The sequence below is a fragment of the Xylanibacter ruminicola genome (assembly GCF_900107775.1).
GTDB lineage: Bacteria > Bacteroidota > Bacteroidia > Bacteroidales > Bacteroidaceae > Prevotella > Prevotella ruminicola_C.
Genome location: NZ_FNRF01000003.1, coordinates 225,704 through 240,787 on the forward strand (window position 1 = coordinate 225,704; position 15,084 = coordinate 240,787).

Consider the following 15,084-nt stretch of genomic DNA (forward strand, 5'->3'; position numbering starts at 1 on the left):
CATGAAAAAACACCATCATCACGAGCCGGACGATGCCAGCCTGTTCAAACAGCGCAGCTTGTCCCAGATCCAGTTTAAGAAAACCCTCGAGAAGGTCCTAAAAATCAGCCTCTTCATCATCGCCCTCCTCATGCTCGCCGCCGTCATCTTCGTCTACACCATCGGCTAGCAGCATTCCCCGCTCGCTAGAGCGCTCGCTCCACCCACCCTCGCTCTTTGGAAGTTCTTGCGTCCCTTCGGTAGCAAGCGGCAAAGCCGAGTTCTCGCCCCCAGCCGCGCGGCATCACCCCTAGGTGTTTTCAGGTATTAGATAAAGTTCGCATTCGCTCACATAAATAAAAATTATGAAAGCAAGACGATACCCACTTGGCCTACAGACATTCTCTGGCATCATCCAGGGAGGCTATGTCTATGTAGATAAGACAGATTTAGTTTGGGAGCTAGCCCAATATTCTAAATACGTCTTTATGAGTCGTCCTCGCCGTTTTGGAAAGTCGCTACTCACCTCTACCATCGAATCATATTTCCTTGGCGAAAAACAACTTTTCGAAGGACTCAAAATCATGAGTCTTGAGAACGATTGGGAGCAGCACCCCGTCTTGCATTTCGATCTGAGCGGCTGCAAACACCTGCCTGTAAAAGGCGTGAAAGACGAGTTGCTCCGACTGTTGAGCAAGTTTGAAGAGCAGTATGGTACAAACCCAGTAGAAACCACACCAGGCATGAAGCTGGCTGGTTTGATTGAACGCGCTTTTACTCAAACAGGCAAGCAGGTAGTAGTACTTATCGACGAATATGATGCACCATTGCTTGATGTGCTGCATGATGAAACCGCATTAGCGGCTGTGCGCGAGGTGATGCAGGAGTTTTACCAGCGTCTTAAGATGCAGGAGCCATATATCAGGTTCTGTTTCATCACTGGCATTACCAAGTTCTCACAGCTGAGTATCTTCTCTACTATCAACAACCTTACTAATGTAACCATGGATGCCAAGTTTGGTACCATCTGTGGTATTACCGAACAGGAATTAGTAACAGCGTTGAAAACAGATGTAGAGATGCTGGCAGCTAAGTATGAGATATCGTTCGAGGAGATGCAGCAGAAGCTGAAGTTGCAGTATGATGGCTACTGTTTTACCGAGAAATCAGAGGATATATATAATCCATATAGCCTACTGAAGGCATTCCAACAGCAAAAGGTGGCCAGTTACTGGTTTGAGAGCGGCACGCCAACGTTCCTGATACGCCAGCTGCTACATTTTGGTACAGATATCACGTCGCTCGACAAGTTGGAAGTACCGGCTATTGCATTCGATCAACCCACCGAGGCAATGAGTTCGGCCCTACCGTTACTGTATCAGAGTGGTTATCTCACCATTAAGGATTACGACCGTGAGTCGGATATCTACACCTTGTCAATCCCCAATCAAGAGGTTCGTATAGGCTATGCCGATGGTCTGCTGCCAGTTTATACAGGTTTGGTTGGAGGTGAAGTTCAGGCAGGTTTTGCTTTGAAGTTCTGGCGAGCATTGAAACAGGCCGATGTAGACCTGGCCATGCGCGAGATGCAGGCATATATGGCAGCTATACCATATGTAGAAGGGTTTAAGAAGAAACTGGCTGAGGCAGCCAATGCCGAGGGGTTTTACGAATATACCATGTATCTGATATTCTCGATGTTGAATGTGTATGTTCGTACTCAGGTAAAATGTGCTGGTGGCCGTGTTGACATGGTAGTCACAATGCCCGATACAATATACGTTTTCGAGTTGAAGGTAAATGGTACGGCCCAGGAGGCTCTTGCTCAGATTGACGACAACTCTTACGCCATCCCATACCAAACCGATGCCCGTAAGATAGTAAAGGTTGGAGTAAAGTTCAACCCAACATCAAGAGTTCCCGAGTCTTGGGTAGTGTCATTTTAAATAATCCCCCGCTCGCTGGAGCGCTCGCTCCACCCACCCTCGCTCTTTGGGGGCTGCTCGCCCCCAGCCGCGCGGCATCACCCCTAGGTGTTTTAGCATGGTATTAGATAAAGTTCGCATTCGCTCACTGGCAGCTGCCATAGAACCTGTCCCCACGACAGGTTTGAGTAATAAAGGCCGAAGTCCCGGCCTGCCAAAAAAGTAGGAGGGATTTGCGGTTTTCCCAAATCTTGACTTTGCATCCTTCCCTTGGGGGAAGGCCTTGGTAGGGGGAGTGCTTCTTTGCTTCTTTCTTCGCGCCGAAGAAAGGAAGTGACGCGAGATATTAATTATAAGTATATATTATATAATAAGGTGTCAGGGACCTGTCCCTGTGTCAGAACAGATCCCTGAGTTAGGTTAGATGTCAGAAGCTGTCAGGAACCTGTCCCCTGGCAGGGGAGCGAGAAGTAATCTCGATACTCCTGACAATCAAAAGACGGACAGTCTTTATGAACCCCTTCAAGTTCACAATGCCCGAGAATCTCGGCCTGAGGATAATCTTCCTTGAGGCTTCGCAATAAGGCAATCAGCGCTGCACGCTGCTCCGGCGTACGAGTATCAGCCGCCTGACCGCGCTCGTTAAGCCCCCCTTCATAGCAGATGCCAATAGAGTGCGTATTGTAATGCCGGGCATGCATGCCCACAAGACTCTCATCACGCGTTTGATACAGATGTCCATCACGCTCAATGTAATAGTGGTAACCAATACCCTTGTTGCCAAACCGGGCATTATGACAAGCCCTGAGCATGTCGACGGTGAAACGCCTGTTGCAGCGCGTGGCACTGCAGTGAATAACAATTAAGTTTACTGTGCGCATGACTGAACGGCTAATGATCCGAGAACTGCAGTAATAACTGTTGCGATAAATTTAAGGACCTTAGCAACATTGGTCCAATTAACTTTCTTCATAAAGGTTATAAATTAGAATTTAAATTGGGGGTTTAGCAACGGACTACAGGACTAAGGGATATAAATCCGTGTTAATCCGTGTAATCCGTGCCTAAAATTTAATCGCCGTACGACTCATCGTCACCGCCATTACTTGGCGTAGTCGAGCCACCACCGTTAGTCGGTGTAGTCGAACCTCCTCCGGTATTACCCGAGTTCGAAGGCTCAGTAGCCAACTTACCATTCACGAAGGTAGCCTTCTTAAGGGTAGCCTCCAGGTTCAGACTCTTACTCATCAGGTCGCCAGTGGCACGGGCCTTCAGCTTTACACCGCTGATGTTCTTAGATACAGTGAAGTCCTCTTCCTTCAGCGCCATCTCCTTGTTCTTGATACCAAGCGAGAAAATGGCCAGGTCGTCGATCTTCACGTTCTTACCCTCCAGCAGGAGCTCTTTGATACAAGCAATCATATCGGTGAGCAGACCCTTGATAACGCCCTTAGAGTAAGGCGAATTGTGATGACTCATGTGTTCAGCCAGAGCATCCAGGTCGATAGTCTCTTCAACCACGTTCTTGGCGAACCACTTTCCAAAACACTTGTGACTAGTGATTTTGATTTGCTGTAAAATGTAACGTACCATAAGTAAAATTTAAAAGTTAAAAAATGTAATAATTAAAGTGCCATCCGGAATAGCGAGTACAAAATTACTACTTCGCAAAAGGCAATTGACCAGTTATGACAAGTTAGCTTGAAAATAATTAGAAATCAGGTGGAATTTCTGTGATTTTCGTCCATTTACCTTCAAAAAAGGTAGTCAGTTGCAACTCACGCACCACCTTCTGATACAGCTGATGACTCTGCAATACTCGCTCATCCTGCAGCTCTGGTGGCAGATCAATGCAGTAATCTTCACAAACATACTTCACGGCTTGTGGCGGCAGTAGCCTGGCATAGCGCTTAACCCCTAAGGCATCAAGGATATGTTTACGGGTTCGCAGATAGCGATTAAAGGTAGGATACGATACACCAGCCAGTTCGGCCAACTTGGCCTTGCTGATAAAAAGATGCTTATTGTAGTAATTTACCATATTGATTGTGGTTGAAAAGTAATTTGATTTTAGATAAAAAGTAAATTGATTGTGGAGCGAAACTAAGTTGATTCCTGGATATAATCCACAAGGTCGATTTTCCGCCGTTTTTGGTCGGCCGAGGCATGGCGCTCTAAGAAGTCAGATACGTAGATACGGTTCTGTTTGGGCCATAAAAACGATTGCATCACCTGTTGCGCCACTGCATACCACCGAGTGTAAGCCGTCAGCTCCTCGTCGGTATCAGGCAGCAAGATTATCTGGCAGCGTTGCAGCGCCCAGAACTTCGAAGGCTGCAATTCGCCCAGTCCGCCTGCCGCCAGCCACACATACTGCGGATACAGCTCCGATAAGATAACCGCTGATTTCTCGGCCTCTACGATACACACGGTGCAAGGCTCCCGCACCAGATGCAAACCGAAGAACACGTGATCGCTCTGAAAAGAGCCCTGCGGCAGTTCAAAGTGCTTCTTCAACAGATACATCGCCCACGTCGCATGACGGTTCTTCAACCGGTGGCAGTCGGCACCATACCACATCAGTTTGCCATCATGCACACGGCCCATCTGGTCAATCTGCCAGTAGATGACGGCATCATCCTTCGATCGGCCTAGCCGGTAGCGCAGTGCTGCATGCACCATCTGCCGCTTGGTAAGCATCCCGTTGGCAACCACCGCCCGGCAAAAACTGCTTTGAGCCGATAACGGCCGCGCCCATAGCGGTGGCGCTGGCATATACAAGCCGAGATTTCTGAGCGAGTCTTTGAATAGATCTTTTAATTTCATCATATTGTTGGGGGGCGATCGGAGAGGCCCTTTTCCCCCTAAAGATTTACGTACTCCTGTTAAGGAGTACTCCAATCTTGGGGGAGGCCTCAAAAGGGGTTAGGATTTTACCATATCTCAATCTGTTCTGCAACAGGCTTTGCAGGTGGCGCTGATTTGAGGCGATAAACTACATGATTCTGGTTGTCGTGGCTCTTTACCATCAGCCCCTGATTCATGGCCTTTTCAAGGCATTTGATGTAGAGATGACGAGAGGCTATACGACCTAAGGTCATCACCGCATAGCGCAGGGCAGCTCCAGTAAGCGAATCGTGCCCTTGGAAAGCATCGGTAAACAAACGGGGCACATCCATGGCCCACGACCCGTCAATGTGTCGCACCACGTATTCGTCGTTAAGTGGAGGTCGATCCTGATAATCATCATCCTGCTGCGATAGATAGCCCATAGGAGGCGCCTCGGTAATGCAAGGCAATCCATCATCGCCCACAGTGAAATAAAGATCCTGCTCGATGTCGTACTTACGGGTGTAAAGCTGCTCGAGCTTAAAGATGCGCTGCGGCATCAGTTTCTCGGTCGCAAACACGTCGAAAGCCTTGTTCAGCAGCTCGGTTCCTAACCAGCCACGCGGGTCGCGACTCTCGCCACTCTTGTTCTGGTGCAGCACACATACAATACAGCAGTCTTTTTCCTGAGCCACGTGCATCAGTTTCTCGATTAGTTCCTGTGCCACCGTGCCGTCGTTGATGTCGCCCACCAAGTCGCGGATACCGTCCAGAATCACTAAGTCGGGTTTGTAGTAATTGATAGCAGCAATGAGATAGGCCTCGCGTTTCTCTCGATCCAGATTACGAACATTGAAAATGTCAAACATATCCTCGGGGAAAGGATCCCCATTTTTGTTGACACGCTCATAAAGGGGCATGATACGGTTTTTCAGGATGTCCTGAGTAGAGTTGTCACTCTGTTCCGTGTCGTACCATAAAAGCCGAAGTTTGCTCTCCGTAAGCCTACGGAAAGACAAGACTTCAGCCATCACACAAAGCACCATCAGCATCGACATCACGAATGTCTTACCGCTCTTGGCGCGACCAGTAAAGGCCACTAGCTCACGTCGTGGAAAACAAGGTTCGTTAAACAGCGAAAACAGGAACTCCATAGGAGCCAGTACTTTAGTAGAGGTGATGCGATTCTCTTCCAGTTCCAGAATCTCTGGTGTAACGCTGGGTTGTTCGCCGGCATGAGCCAGTTCATTAGTTATTGGGTCCATGGCATTAGGTCGGTTAGTCGTTAAGCTTCTGATAGAGTGACTTGTAGTATTCACGTGCTTCATCCAGAATAGCCTCTCCGAGTTCGTTCCAATCATCTAGGAATTCATCATCGGTTTGATAGTGTGCTTTGATACGTAGAATTTGGAAAAATCTTGAAACATGGATGTCGTAAGGCTCATCGGCACGCAGCCATCTGCCGTTCACACCATTTCGTTGAATAAATCTGGTCAGCCCATGCTGAAGTCTGATTTGAGTTAATAACTGCTGCATGGCAAATTTTGCCATACCCTCTCCCAAAACGGGAATCTTTGCATTGAATTTTTTCATTGTGACTTTAAATTTTTAAGTTTTACTTCCGGAGCGAAAAGCCCCAATAATTCGCGCATTCGCGCCCGCGAAAGTACCACTTCAGCCACGAAGCATGATGACTAGTATATCCGTCATCATTGTTAAATGAGATAAGGATTATTAAATTCTTTTAACAGGGCGTATGAATGTATACCTATAGAATCAAGATTGGCCTATAATAGGCTTACAAAAGATATAGTTAAGCAGAATACATAATAATGCAGGCCATTTATATAGCACTATGGATAAGAAAGTTTATTATGGAGAGTACACGCTGAAGTACTGGATAGAGTTACTACTGAAGAAGGATTTAGAGTTACCTGATTATCAGCGCAGTTTTGTGTGGTCAGAAGAACAGGTGAAAGGCTTTGTTAAAGGCATTCAAGAAGACGGCTTTGTCCCACCAGTAACAATCGGTGTATGTAATATCGGCGGCGAGAATCATAACCTGATACTTGATGGACAGCAGCGTCTTTCTAGTCTGTTACTGGCTTATTTCAAGGCTTTCCCAAAGAAAGATGTTTTCCCCCGTGGTGGGGAGGATCTGAGTTTGGCTGATGGTGCGGCTGAAGAAGAAGATGGCGAACCAGATGTGGAATATATCAATTGGTCTTTGCGTATGTTCGCAGACAAAGGACCTGTAGAGCAGAACGTTAGAGATTATATTACTGCAACACAATACAACCATGTGGATTATGGTGTGACACCAGATTTCTTTGAAACCAAATTTATCCCCTTTTCATTCATCATTCCTAATGCGGCAGATGAAGCAGAACAACATGAGTTTTATTCTACAGTGTTTCGAAATATCAATATACTTGGTACTCCTCTTGAACCTATTGAAAGCCGCAAGTCACTCTACTTCCTGAAGAGTGAGTTGAAGGATTTCTTTGATCCCGAGTGTTGTCGTGGTTATAAGATTGAATTGGTGGGAAAGAATCAGATGTTTGATTTTGTAAGAGCAATGGCTTTACTTTCACAATTTAGGAAAGAAGGTCGTTCAAATCGATTAGCTCAGAGTTATAAGCCGCGTATGGAGAAATACTACGAGGAGTATATCTATTCTGTTGTAAAAGATAGTCCTGACAGCATGTTTGCTCAGTTCTCAACATACATTCCCAATAAAGATTTTGCACCGAGAATAGTTAAGCTACAAAGATCTCTTCAAGGTTTGCATTATGATCAGTTGCATTTTACGTCAATCATTGATGCCGATGTATATATGTTGGGACTTATCTATCAAACTGTGATTCGAGGCAAGGATATTGATTTGACTAGAGGCGCTGAACTGAAATCTGCTTTGCAACGTAAGATTAACGTCTATAAGGCAGACCAAAGCCATAAAGGCTCACCATCGCTCTTTAAACATATGCGTAGCCGTGTAGAGTATTCTATAACAACTTTCAACCGTTATGCCTTATAGCCAGCCGAAAAGTCATATTACGTTTATCCTGAAGCCTGCTACTGATATAGTAAAAGAGGCTGTATGGTCGCTGAATGCCAGCAGTGGAGGTATAGAAGTATATCCTCTTTGTAGTTATCTGCTACATTCTTTGTTTTTGAAACTAACAGGTGCTCAGGAGCAGAAGTTAAAATGCATCTGTTGGGAGATAGCCTGTCGTGATTTTGACTATCGTTATGAGCGCTTAGAGCGGAATCGCTATAGTGAATGTTCTGATTATAACGATAAGAATATGGTTTATAACGACCTGATTGATGAGATAAGAAAGCATGACGAATCATTCACCATAACCGATGCATTGAAAGATGAAATACTTGCTGATTGGAGAGTTTCCACACAGTACATGTTTGAGAATAGCCTGATGTCAAAATGTTTTAAGAAAAAATGGGATGATTATCAATCGATTATTTCTGGTGTGAATCGGAAATGGATAATGAATGGTAAACAGTTATTGACAAATAAAGATAATTTGACAGCGGCGGAGAGAATTCCCACTTGCGGTTTGGCTTTAAAAGAATTGTTCGTAAGATTTGTTTATGCCGAACGGAATCGTTGTGCACATAACACACGGTCGTATCAACACAATCTACCTTCTATGAAGGGCATGATGGAAGAAAAATATAAGTTGCAAAATTATTTCTTATTTATGTCAGTATTGTTGTTGCTAGATAAAATTTACGTAAAATTATTTGGAATTTATTTGGAAAAAGAAAATAAATAGTTTATTATGGGTTTAAGTTCAAACATTCTTTGGCATCAGACAGATAAGAAGGGACTGATGTCCATCTTGAAAGAAAAACGTCTCCGATATGGATATAGCCGCGAATCTATATTTGTTAAGGCAAAAAAGGATGAACTTGCCATTCCGATGGTTAGTGTATGTGACTTACCTTTTTCCGAGATGGATTCTTTTCTTGGAAAGTATGGTAATTATGCAATAGGTTTGTCCTTAGACTGGGGTAAAAGAAATGGCTTGAACCCTGTTTGGTATTGTTTGGGAAAATCAGATGTTCTCACACAAATTGCAAAAAGACTTGAAAAAGCAGAATCGTTAGAAGAACGTAAGACGATTTTTGATATTTTGTCATATGTTAAATTCGTTGAGGGCGTTTTACCAAAGAAGAATTATCGTAACTATCGTTTTTATGACGAACGCGAATATCGGAAATGTCCAACAATGGATGAACTCTACAAAGGAAATTTTAAGCCAATACTAACAGAGTCTGAGTATGGTAAATATAAGGAAGAACACTCAAATAGTTCGTCGATGGATTTGGGTGTTCCATTCGAGTGGGTAGACATAAAGTTCATCGTTGTATATAATGAGCAGAACATTGACGAGGTTAAAGAAGAATTACAAAAGAGAGGGTGTGATAACTCTCAGATTAGTATCTTTACAGAGAATCAAGTGCGTCAAGATTTTATAGGTATAAAGCACGATGAACTTTATGTTCAAGAATCTGACAATCCAATAATGGACTTGATTACAGGAAGAAAGAGTATTGTGGAATTGATGATTCAAGAGATGAAAAATAATAAGGTAGAGTAATCATTCTGACAGATTTTTCATAGGTTAATCCGGCCGGGATTATTAGATGGGGTGTTTTGTAAGCGTGAAAAAATGACGTATTGCAGGGGCTGAATAAAGAGATTACCCAAAACAGTAGTATAAGGCGTTATAGATTTGAATCTGCATATTGAAAATATAACAAAAGCGTAACAGTCACAAGTATTCCTAATGACCCAATCCGAGCGCTGGCAGATGCAGTACGGGCAGGTGATGGCATTCATTGCAACCAACCACCGACGTCCATCAAAATACTATGCTGAGGAGCGATTGCTGTGGCATTGGCTTCGTAGAAACATCAAACTCATGTCGAAAGGCGAACTTCCTATAGAGAGAAAGGAGAAATTTGAGGCTTTGATAGCACTGGATGAAAAATATCGGAGAGTGAATCAATTCAAATGAAATAATGCTAGATTTCCTATATGCGAAGGGGAAATGCATAGCTCAAAAGTGTCTTGCGCTAATTAAAGCGGTTGTTGCTTTTTTTAAAAAGGGAGGCTGAGATTACCTCTTGCTCTCCTAACTTAGGAGAGAAATCATGCGGCAACAGCCGCACAAGCACCACAGTACGTGGAAGCGGCGGCGCGTGATAGATAAAGGTAACAATCAAATTATTCAAAATTGAAAGTAATTGACAATGGACAAAGCAAAGGTAAATAAATGGTTGAGCTATCTAAATACACAGAACACCAATAAGAAAGGTGTGCTTTCAGGTATGCTTGACGAGTGTACATTTGACGAGCTGGAACTTATCTATCATAGAAGCAGAAGTTTGTACCACGGACTATTGTCCTTGTCATATCTGAGGCGCAAGAACTACTCTGAAATCTATAGTAGCTCCATTCAGCCTCATCGTCCGATAAAAGAATACGTAGGCCTTCAGGCATACGTCATTAAGCGAAATGCTGATCTTATCAACCAGTACGTTGAACTTAAATACCAGGCAGACTGTGCAGTGCTAAGGGGCGACTATGTACAGGCCCGTACCTTCATAGAGAAGATAAATAAGACGGTCAGCTACTCTTATTGGGCAGCGTGCTACCTTATTAAGATAGAGCGCCTTGACAAAGGTCTTCAGGCCTGTAGTAACCTGTACAACAGGCTCTTCAGTGAGAACCATACTATCGTTCAGAGTCTAATATACTGTGCGTTCCGCTCTTCGTCGCTCGATTTCCTGTTGGAAGACGTGAAGCGCGTGCTATGGCCGAAATCCGCCGCCGATAGCGAACTTGTTAACAACTACCTTATTTCTCACAGTATGCCTTATCTGGGCTTCAAAGAAGGTATTTGGATGTGTACGGATATGAATTCTTCCATTATCGACCTGTACAACAACCTGATCAATTTCCTTCCAAATTTGGAGGATGCGACCCTCAATGACGAATCTGTGAGACATTGCCTCAGTGAGCTGAATGCGTGCATCAAGGACAAATATCTCAATAAGCTGTGCTACCTGTTCAAAATAGGAACAAATCTAGTCGTGGATAACGAACGACAGACTATATTAAACGACTATTTGCAAGCAGACTATGCGTCTGTGCAAGAAAAGGCAAAACCGTATTTCGAGAGAAATGCGGATGACTTTGAGGTATACAGTCTGTATCTGAAAAGTCTGTTGCACTGTGGCGGCACCATAGAACAGCCATCAAACGAGAGTGATATCACCAAGAAGATAGGCTATCATTATTTTGAGATACTCTCTCACAAAAACAACCAGTCGTTCCATAAACGAAGACTACAGAATATCTGCCGTTCACAATACCACATACAAGGTGTGCGGTACATGCTGTCGCTTCTCGACGGAATAGAGACGGACGACATCTATTCATTGTACGATACCTCATGGAAATGTTTGCCGTATCATTCGCCCGTTGATGCCTGTATGTTTGAAGAGCAGGATGACCGCAAAGCATACATCCGCACCCTTTCAAGGGGTACTGATGTATGGGAACAACTGTTCAACGAACATCCAGTCAACCTGACTGATGATTATATGGAATTGTCCATAGCAGGTATCGACCGCGACACCGCTTATCCGTTCCTTGAGAAACGATTCAATAATAACGATGTCCCACCTTATATGAAGGACGCGGTAGCGTCGTTCATATTCAATCACTTGATTCGACTGGAACATTACCAGGAGGCTATTCGCTTCTATGTGGAGAGCCGACTGCATGATGCCGCTCTGGTTATAGGGTTCGAAAACAAAGATACCATTATCGGTATTCTCGAAAATAAGGACATCGCCCGTGAGATACCCCTCGAATTGTCCATCTTTGCCGAGATGGTTGGAGCAGATGCAGAGTCTATGTATTTCATTTACAAGAAGTACCTTAAGACCTGCGGCGTTCAACGCGCATCAGAGATTGAGATTACTGGCGATGAGAAGCAACGCTATTTCTTGGAGAATGTGGCGGTTGTCAAGGTGCTTACCCTCCATGTGCTTCGCTTTAAGAGCGTCAAGCAGGTGATGGAGGAGCGAAGTGCAATATGCTCCAACCTCTATGATTACTATCAGGACAAGAAAATAAATGAAGAGATATCCTCTATCTGCCGTGATATTAAGATAATGGATCTTAACAATCAAGTCGATGAGAGCAAAATCTATGTGGATGTAAGAAGTATCAAGGATAATGAGTTAAAAGAAGCCCGTGACTTATATGACATGTTTGACAATACTTCGAATCAGGTAGCTTATCACGACATAGTCATGAGTGAAATTTATAATCTTTTCAATAGTCATGGACTGCCAACAAACTTTTCAGAAATTGACGAAACAGGAAAATTAAGGGATGCAAGTGGTAAGGTGGAAATGGTTAATTATCGCAAAGATGTGATGACGCAGTTGTTCCTTGCCATCCGCAATCAGTTCCTGTTCAACCCTAAATTTGGCCTTGACAACTATCTGAGCACCCGTATTCGTCACGGCACATTGGTCAATCAGCTCCGCAATCATTTCGAGGAACGTAATCTGGTCACGAATACCATCAATGGCAACTATGCTCATAATGATTTTTGGGTAGGCTCACAATTTGAATTACGAGATAGCCGGACGCTCCAATGCTTGCAACTTTTTGAGTCTTTTTCCAAATGCACCGATGCTATCATTTCCGACATCAAAGACTCTTATGTGCAGGTAAAGACCGAAGACCACAAAGAAAAGGAAAAAGGTTGTTTCGATTTTGATAAGAGATTTTTCGATGGAGTCATCGATATGCTACTGATGAATCAGACATTAAACAGTTTTGATGCATGTTATGATTTGATAATAGAATATCTGTGGAAGCATACAGAGCGTTGTTTAGAGACGATGCGAGAAAAACTCGTTGAAGTTCAGACGGAAATGCTTAACAATCTTCACACCCTTCAGCGTGACGTGCTGAATGTAATTGGCTCAGACAATCCTGGTGTCAACTTATTCAATGATGCCGTCAGCTATTGCCAAAACGGAATTCAGAACGACTTCCAGATAGTCACCAAGTGGTTCAAACGCAGCAATTATGTTGATTTCGACTTCACCATAGGTCAGGTTATCGATACCAGTATAGGTTTTATTAACCGCAACAACAAGAACATTCTCAAAACCCGTGTCACTGACAACAGCGCAACTACCTTTCAAGGACGCTACTTTGGAACTTTGTACGATATCTTCCACGATATTCTGAACAATGCACTTGTCTATGAGAAGAAATATAGGTTGAATGGAGAATGTGAGATAAAAGTTGCAGAAAACGAAGGCTATTTACAAATTCAGGTAAGTAATCCCATTAGGGAGGAAGATGAGGCATCGTTGATAGCCAAGATACAAGAGATAAGTTCAAAACTGGAAGAAAAAATATATACGGGTAAAACCCGTGATGAGGGCAATACCGGTTGCTCGAAGATTTACAATGCTGTTTATTATCATCTTGGCTCATCCCAAAACACTTATGGTAATGCTGTTGAAGACCAGCACTTTGTGGTAAACGTTGACATTGAGATAAACCCGATAAAGCGATGAAGATATTATTGGTAGAAGATGATGAACATAAGACAAATGACATCATCACATATATAGAAAGTATGAATAAAATGATAGATGTGTCCACTGCACGTTCTGTGGAAAGTGGTGTTCAGGCTGCTGTCGATGACCAGTACGACTTGATACTGCTTGATATGACCATCCCTAACTTTGATATTACGGAGAAGAGTGACGGCGGTAAGTCCTACAAGAATGGAGGCGAGATTATTGTGAAAGAATTACTCGACGAAGAAGTGGAGTTCCGTTGTGCAGTCATTACTCAATACGAGACCTTCAACAACGAGACGATAGACCAGATTTCTGCAAGAATCGGTAAACTCTGTGGTGAGAACTATCTGGGTTATGTGAAGTATAGTACAAATACTGAATCTTGGAGACAGGGGCTTAAAGAATATATAGAATATGTTGAGAATCTTACTGATTGATGATGATGCCACAAAGGTGGCTAAGTATAAAGAGTTGCTGGGTACAATCAATGAGATTAACCCAAGGTTCGTTGATGTGGCTACCTGCATCGAGCAGGCAGAGGAGTTCGTGTCAAAAAACCAGTACGACCTTGCCGTCCTGGATTTGTACATTCCCATTCGTTTTGGCGAAGAGCCTTCTCCTGACAATGCAGTGTCATTTCTGAGGGATCTGAGTTCTGATGATGATCTGCTCATGCCTTATAATATTGTGGGCATAACACGCTGGTTAGATGCTGACCCTAAGTATCGTGCATTCTTCGACAGCTATTTACTGGCTTACATATTATATGAAGAGGGCCAGGATGACTGGAAAACCAAACTCAGCAATAAGATATCCTTTCTATTGAAAGCCCAGAAGAGTGTACGGAATCAGGAAGTGTATGATTTTGATGTGGCGATAATTAATGCTCTTTTATCAGAAAACGAGAAAGTGCGTGCTTCATTCGGTGCACAAGAATGGCAAGTTGTGGAGTTCCCTTCCGACCATTCCACTACATTCTATACAAAAACAGTCGTGAACGATAGGGGCGAACACATACGCATCGTAACCTGCTATGCATTGCAGATGGCGAGCACTGCTTCTTCTGCTCTGACATCGAAGTTGCTGTATTATTTCCGTCCAAGGTATCTATTCATGACAGGAATAGCCGCAGCGGTAGATAGAGAAGAAGCTAACTTGGGCGACATTCTTGTGGCGAAGAAAGTCTGGGATGGGGCCAGTGGCAAAATCAAGACAGACGAGGAAGGTAATGCCATCTTCTATCCCGATTATCATGAACTGCCGTTGGATACAGACGTGCAAGCCATAGTGACAAGGCTCAAGTCCGACCGACCATTACTGAACAATATCGAAGAGGGCTATGCGTATACGGCAGGTAAGCCCCAAACACGCTTACAATTGCATTTGGGACCGATAGCTTCAGTACCTGCGGTATTATCACGTAAGGAGGAGGTTGATAAGATACAAGTGCATTGTCGTAAACTGTTAGGTATAGAGATGGAAGGTTTTGGCGTGTTCTATGCAGCCAGTAACAGTGCGCATCCCAGACCCCAGTACACCGTCCTCGTAAAGTCAGTTTCCGACTATGCCGACACAGAGAAATCCGATGACTTCCAAGATTATGCCATGTACACTTCGGCAGAGTTTGCAAAGCATGTTATTATGCATGAGTTAAAGTATGATTAATATGTAATAGAACCGATAAACGATGGAAGAGAAT

General features: G+C 43.7%; 15 protein-coding genes. 9 read left to right on the forward strand and 6 right to left on the reverse strand.

Annotated features, from left to right (window positions below; all coding sequences use genetic code 11):
* Nucleotide 1: 1 nt before the first annotated feature.
* Together BLU97_RS16055 and BLU97_RS08465 are read left to right on the forward strand one after the other, a co-directional pair.
* Nucleotides 2-169, forward strand: a complete 168-nt coding sequence (locus BLU97_RS16055) for a hypothetical protein (RefSeq protein ID WP_175456342.1) — start codon at nt 2-4, stop codon at nt 167-169.
* Nucleotides 170-344: 175 nt separating this feature from the next.
* Nucleotides 345-1,925, forward strand: a complete 1,581-nt coding sequence (locus BLU97_RS08465; protein WP_074761107.1) for an ATP-binding protein — start codon at nt 345-347, stop codon at nt 1,923-1,925.
* 416 nt (nt 1,926-2,341) lie between these two features.
* Here the strand turns inward: BLU97_RS08465 and BLU97_RS08470 are convergent, their stop codons facing one another.
* The 6 genes from BLU97_RS08470 to BLU97_RS15820 all read right to left on the reverse strand — a co-directional run bounded on the left by BLU97_RS08470 (nt 2,342) and on the right by BLU97_RS15820 (nt 6,326).
* Nucleotides 2,342-2,785: an N-acetylmuramoyl-L-alanine amidase gene (locus BLU97_RS08470; RefSeq protein WP_074761108.1), complete on the reverse strand. Its 444-nt coding sequence runs from the start codon at nt 2,783-2,785 to the stop codon at nt 2,342-2,344.
* Nucleotides 2,786-2,975: 190 nt separating this feature from the next.
* Nucleotides 2,976-3,497, reverse strand: coding sequence for a DNA-binding protein (locus tag BLU97_RS08475; protein WP_074761109.1), 522 nt, complete (start codon nt 3,495-3,497; stop codon nt 2,976-2,978).
* Between the two features lie 118 nt (nt 3,498-3,615).
* On the reverse strand, nt 3,616-3,945 hold the full coding sequence (locus BLU97_RS08480; protein WP_074761110.1) for a hypothetical protein: 330 nt from the start codon (nt 3,943-3,945) through the stop codon (nt 3,616-3,618).
* Between the two features lie 62 nt (nt 3,946-4,007).
* Nucleotides 4,008-4,604 carry a DUF6371 domain-containing protein gene (locus tag BLU97_RS08485; protein ID WP_074761111.1) on the reverse strand — a complete coding sequence of 199 codons (597 nt, stop codon included), beginning with the start codon at nt 4,602-4,604 and terminating at the stop codon, nt 4,008-4,010.
* A gap of 233 nt (nt 4,605-4,837) precedes the next feature.
* Complete coding sequence (locus BLU97_RS08490) at nt 4,838-5,998, reverse strand: AAA family ATPase (protein WP_074761112.1); 1,161 nt, start codon at nt 5,996-5,998, stop codon at nt 4,838-4,840.
* Nucleotides 5,999-6,011: 13 nt separating this feature from the next.
* Nucleotides 6,012-6,326, reverse strand: coding sequence for a hypothetical protein (locus tag BLU97_RS15820; protein ID WP_074761113.1), 315 nt, complete (start codon nt 6,324-6,326; stop codon nt 6,012-6,014).
* A gap of 262 nt (nt 6,327-6,588) precedes the next feature.
* On the opposite strand from BLU97_RS15820, the gene BLU97_RS08500 reads away from it, so the two are divergent.
* The 7 genes from BLU97_RS08500 (at nt 6,589) to BLU97_RS08530 (ending at nt 15,050) form a co-directional block, all read left to right on the forward strand.
* Complete coding sequence (locus BLU97_RS08500) at nt 6,589-7,770, forward strand: DUF262 domain-containing protein (protein WP_074761114.1); 1,182 nt, start codon at nt 6,589-6,591, stop codon at nt 7,768-7,770.
* Nucleotides 7,760-8,530 carry a hypothetical protein gene (locus BLU97_RS08505; RefSeq protein WP_074761115.1) on the forward strand — a complete coding sequence of 257 codons (771 nt, stop codon included), beginning with the start codon at nt 7,760-7,762 and terminating at the stop codon, nt 8,528-8,530. Before BLU97_RS08500 ends, BLU97_RS08505 begins: the two co-directional genes overlap by 11 nt.
* 6 nt (nt 8,531-8,536) lie before the next feature.
* Nucleotides 8,537-9,358, forward strand: a complete 822-nt coding sequence (locus BLU97_RS08510; RefSeq protein WP_074761116.1) for an abortive infection system antitoxin AbiGi family protein — start codon at nt 8,537-8,539, stop codon at nt 9,356-9,358.
* Nucleotides 9,359-9,547: 189 nt separating this feature from the next.
* Nucleotides 9,548-9,778 carry a hypothetical protein gene (locus BLU97_RS08515; RefSeq protein ID WP_074761117.1) on the forward strand — a complete coding sequence of 77 codons (231 nt, stop codon included), beginning with the start codon at nt 9,548-9,550 and terminating at the stop codon, nt 9,776-9,778.
* 235 nt (nt 9,779-10,013) lie between these two features.
* A complete protein-coding gene (locus BLU97_RS08520; RefSeq protein WP_074761118.1) occupies nt 10,014-13,376 on the forward strand; it encodes a hypothetical protein in 3,363 nt (1,120 codons plus the stop codon).
* Between the two features lie 62 nt (nt 13,377-13,438).
* Nucleotides 13,439-13,822 (forward strand): hypothetical protein, encoded by a 384-nt coding sequence (locus BLU97_RS08525; RefSeq protein ID WP_175456343.1) that lies wholly within the window; start codon nt 13,439-13,441, stop codon nt 13,820-13,822.
* On the forward strand, nt 13,800-15,050 hold the full coding sequence (locus BLU97_RS08530) for a hypothetical protein (protein WP_074761120.1): 1,251 nt from the start codon (nt 13,800-13,802) through the stop codon (nt 15,048-15,050). Before BLU97_RS08525 ends, BLU97_RS08530 begins: the two co-directional genes overlap by 23 nt.
* Nucleotides 15,051-15,084: the final 34 nt, after the last annotated feature.

Coding starts and splice junctions, on each gene's coding strand:
- BLU97_RS08505 (WP_074761115.1), top strand. CDS start 7,760: ATGCCTTATAGCCAGCCGAAAAGTCATATTACGTTTATCCTGAAGCCT.
- BLU97_RS08485 (WP_074761111.1), bottom strand. CDS start 4,604: ATGCTTACCAAGCGGCAGATGGTGCATGCAGCACTGCGCTACCGGCTA.
- BLU97_RS08475 (WP_074761109.1), bottom strand. CDS start 3,497: ATGGTACGTTACATTTTACAGCAAATCAAAATCACTAGTCACAAGTGT.
- BLU97_RS08465 (WP_074761107.1), top strand. CDS start 345: ATGAAAGCAAGACGATACCCACTTGGCCTACAGACATTCTCTGGCATC.
- BLU97_RS08480 (WP_074761110.1), bottom strand. CDS start 3,945: ATGGTAAATTACTACAATAAGCATCTTTTTATCAGCAAGGCCAAGTTG.
- BLU97_RS08470 (WP_074761108.1), bottom strand. CDS start 2,785: ATGCGCACAGTAAACTTAATTGTTATTCACTGCAGTGCCACGCGCTGC.
- BLU97_RS15820 (WP_074761113.1), bottom strand. CDS start 6,326: ATGAAAAAATTCAATGCAAAGATTCCCGTTTTGGGAGAGGGTATGGCA.
- BLU97_RS08490 (WP_074761112.1), bottom strand. CDS start 5,998: ATGGACCCAATAACTAATGAACTGGCTCATGCCGGCGAACAACCCAGC.
- BLU97_RS08510 (WP_074761116.1), top strand. CDS start 8,537: ATGGGTTTAAGTTCAAACATTCTTTGGCATCAGACAGATAAGAAGGGA.
- BLU97_RS08500 (WP_074761114.1), top strand. CDS start 6,589: ATGGATAAGAAAGTTTATTATGGAGAGTACACGCTGAAGTACTGGATA.
- BLU97_RS08530 (WP_074761120.1), top strand. CDS start 13,800: ATGTTGAGAATCTTACTGATTGATGATGATGCCACAAAGGTGGCTAAG.
- BLU97_RS08515 (WP_074761117.1), top strand. CDS start 9,548: ATGACCCAATCCGAGCGCTGGCAGATGCAGTACGGGCAGGTGATGGCA.
- BLU97_RS08525 (WP_175456343.1), top strand. CDS start 13,439: ATGAATAAAATGATAGATGTGTCCACTGCACGTTCTGTGGAAAGTGGT.
- BLU97_RS08520 (WP_074761118.1), top strand. CDS start 10,014: ATGGACAAAGCAAAGGTAAATAAATGGTTGAGCTATCTAAATACACAG.
- BLU97_RS16055 (WP_175456342.1), top strand. CDS start 2: ATGAAAAAACACCATCATCACGAGCCGGACGATGCCAGCCTGTTCAAA.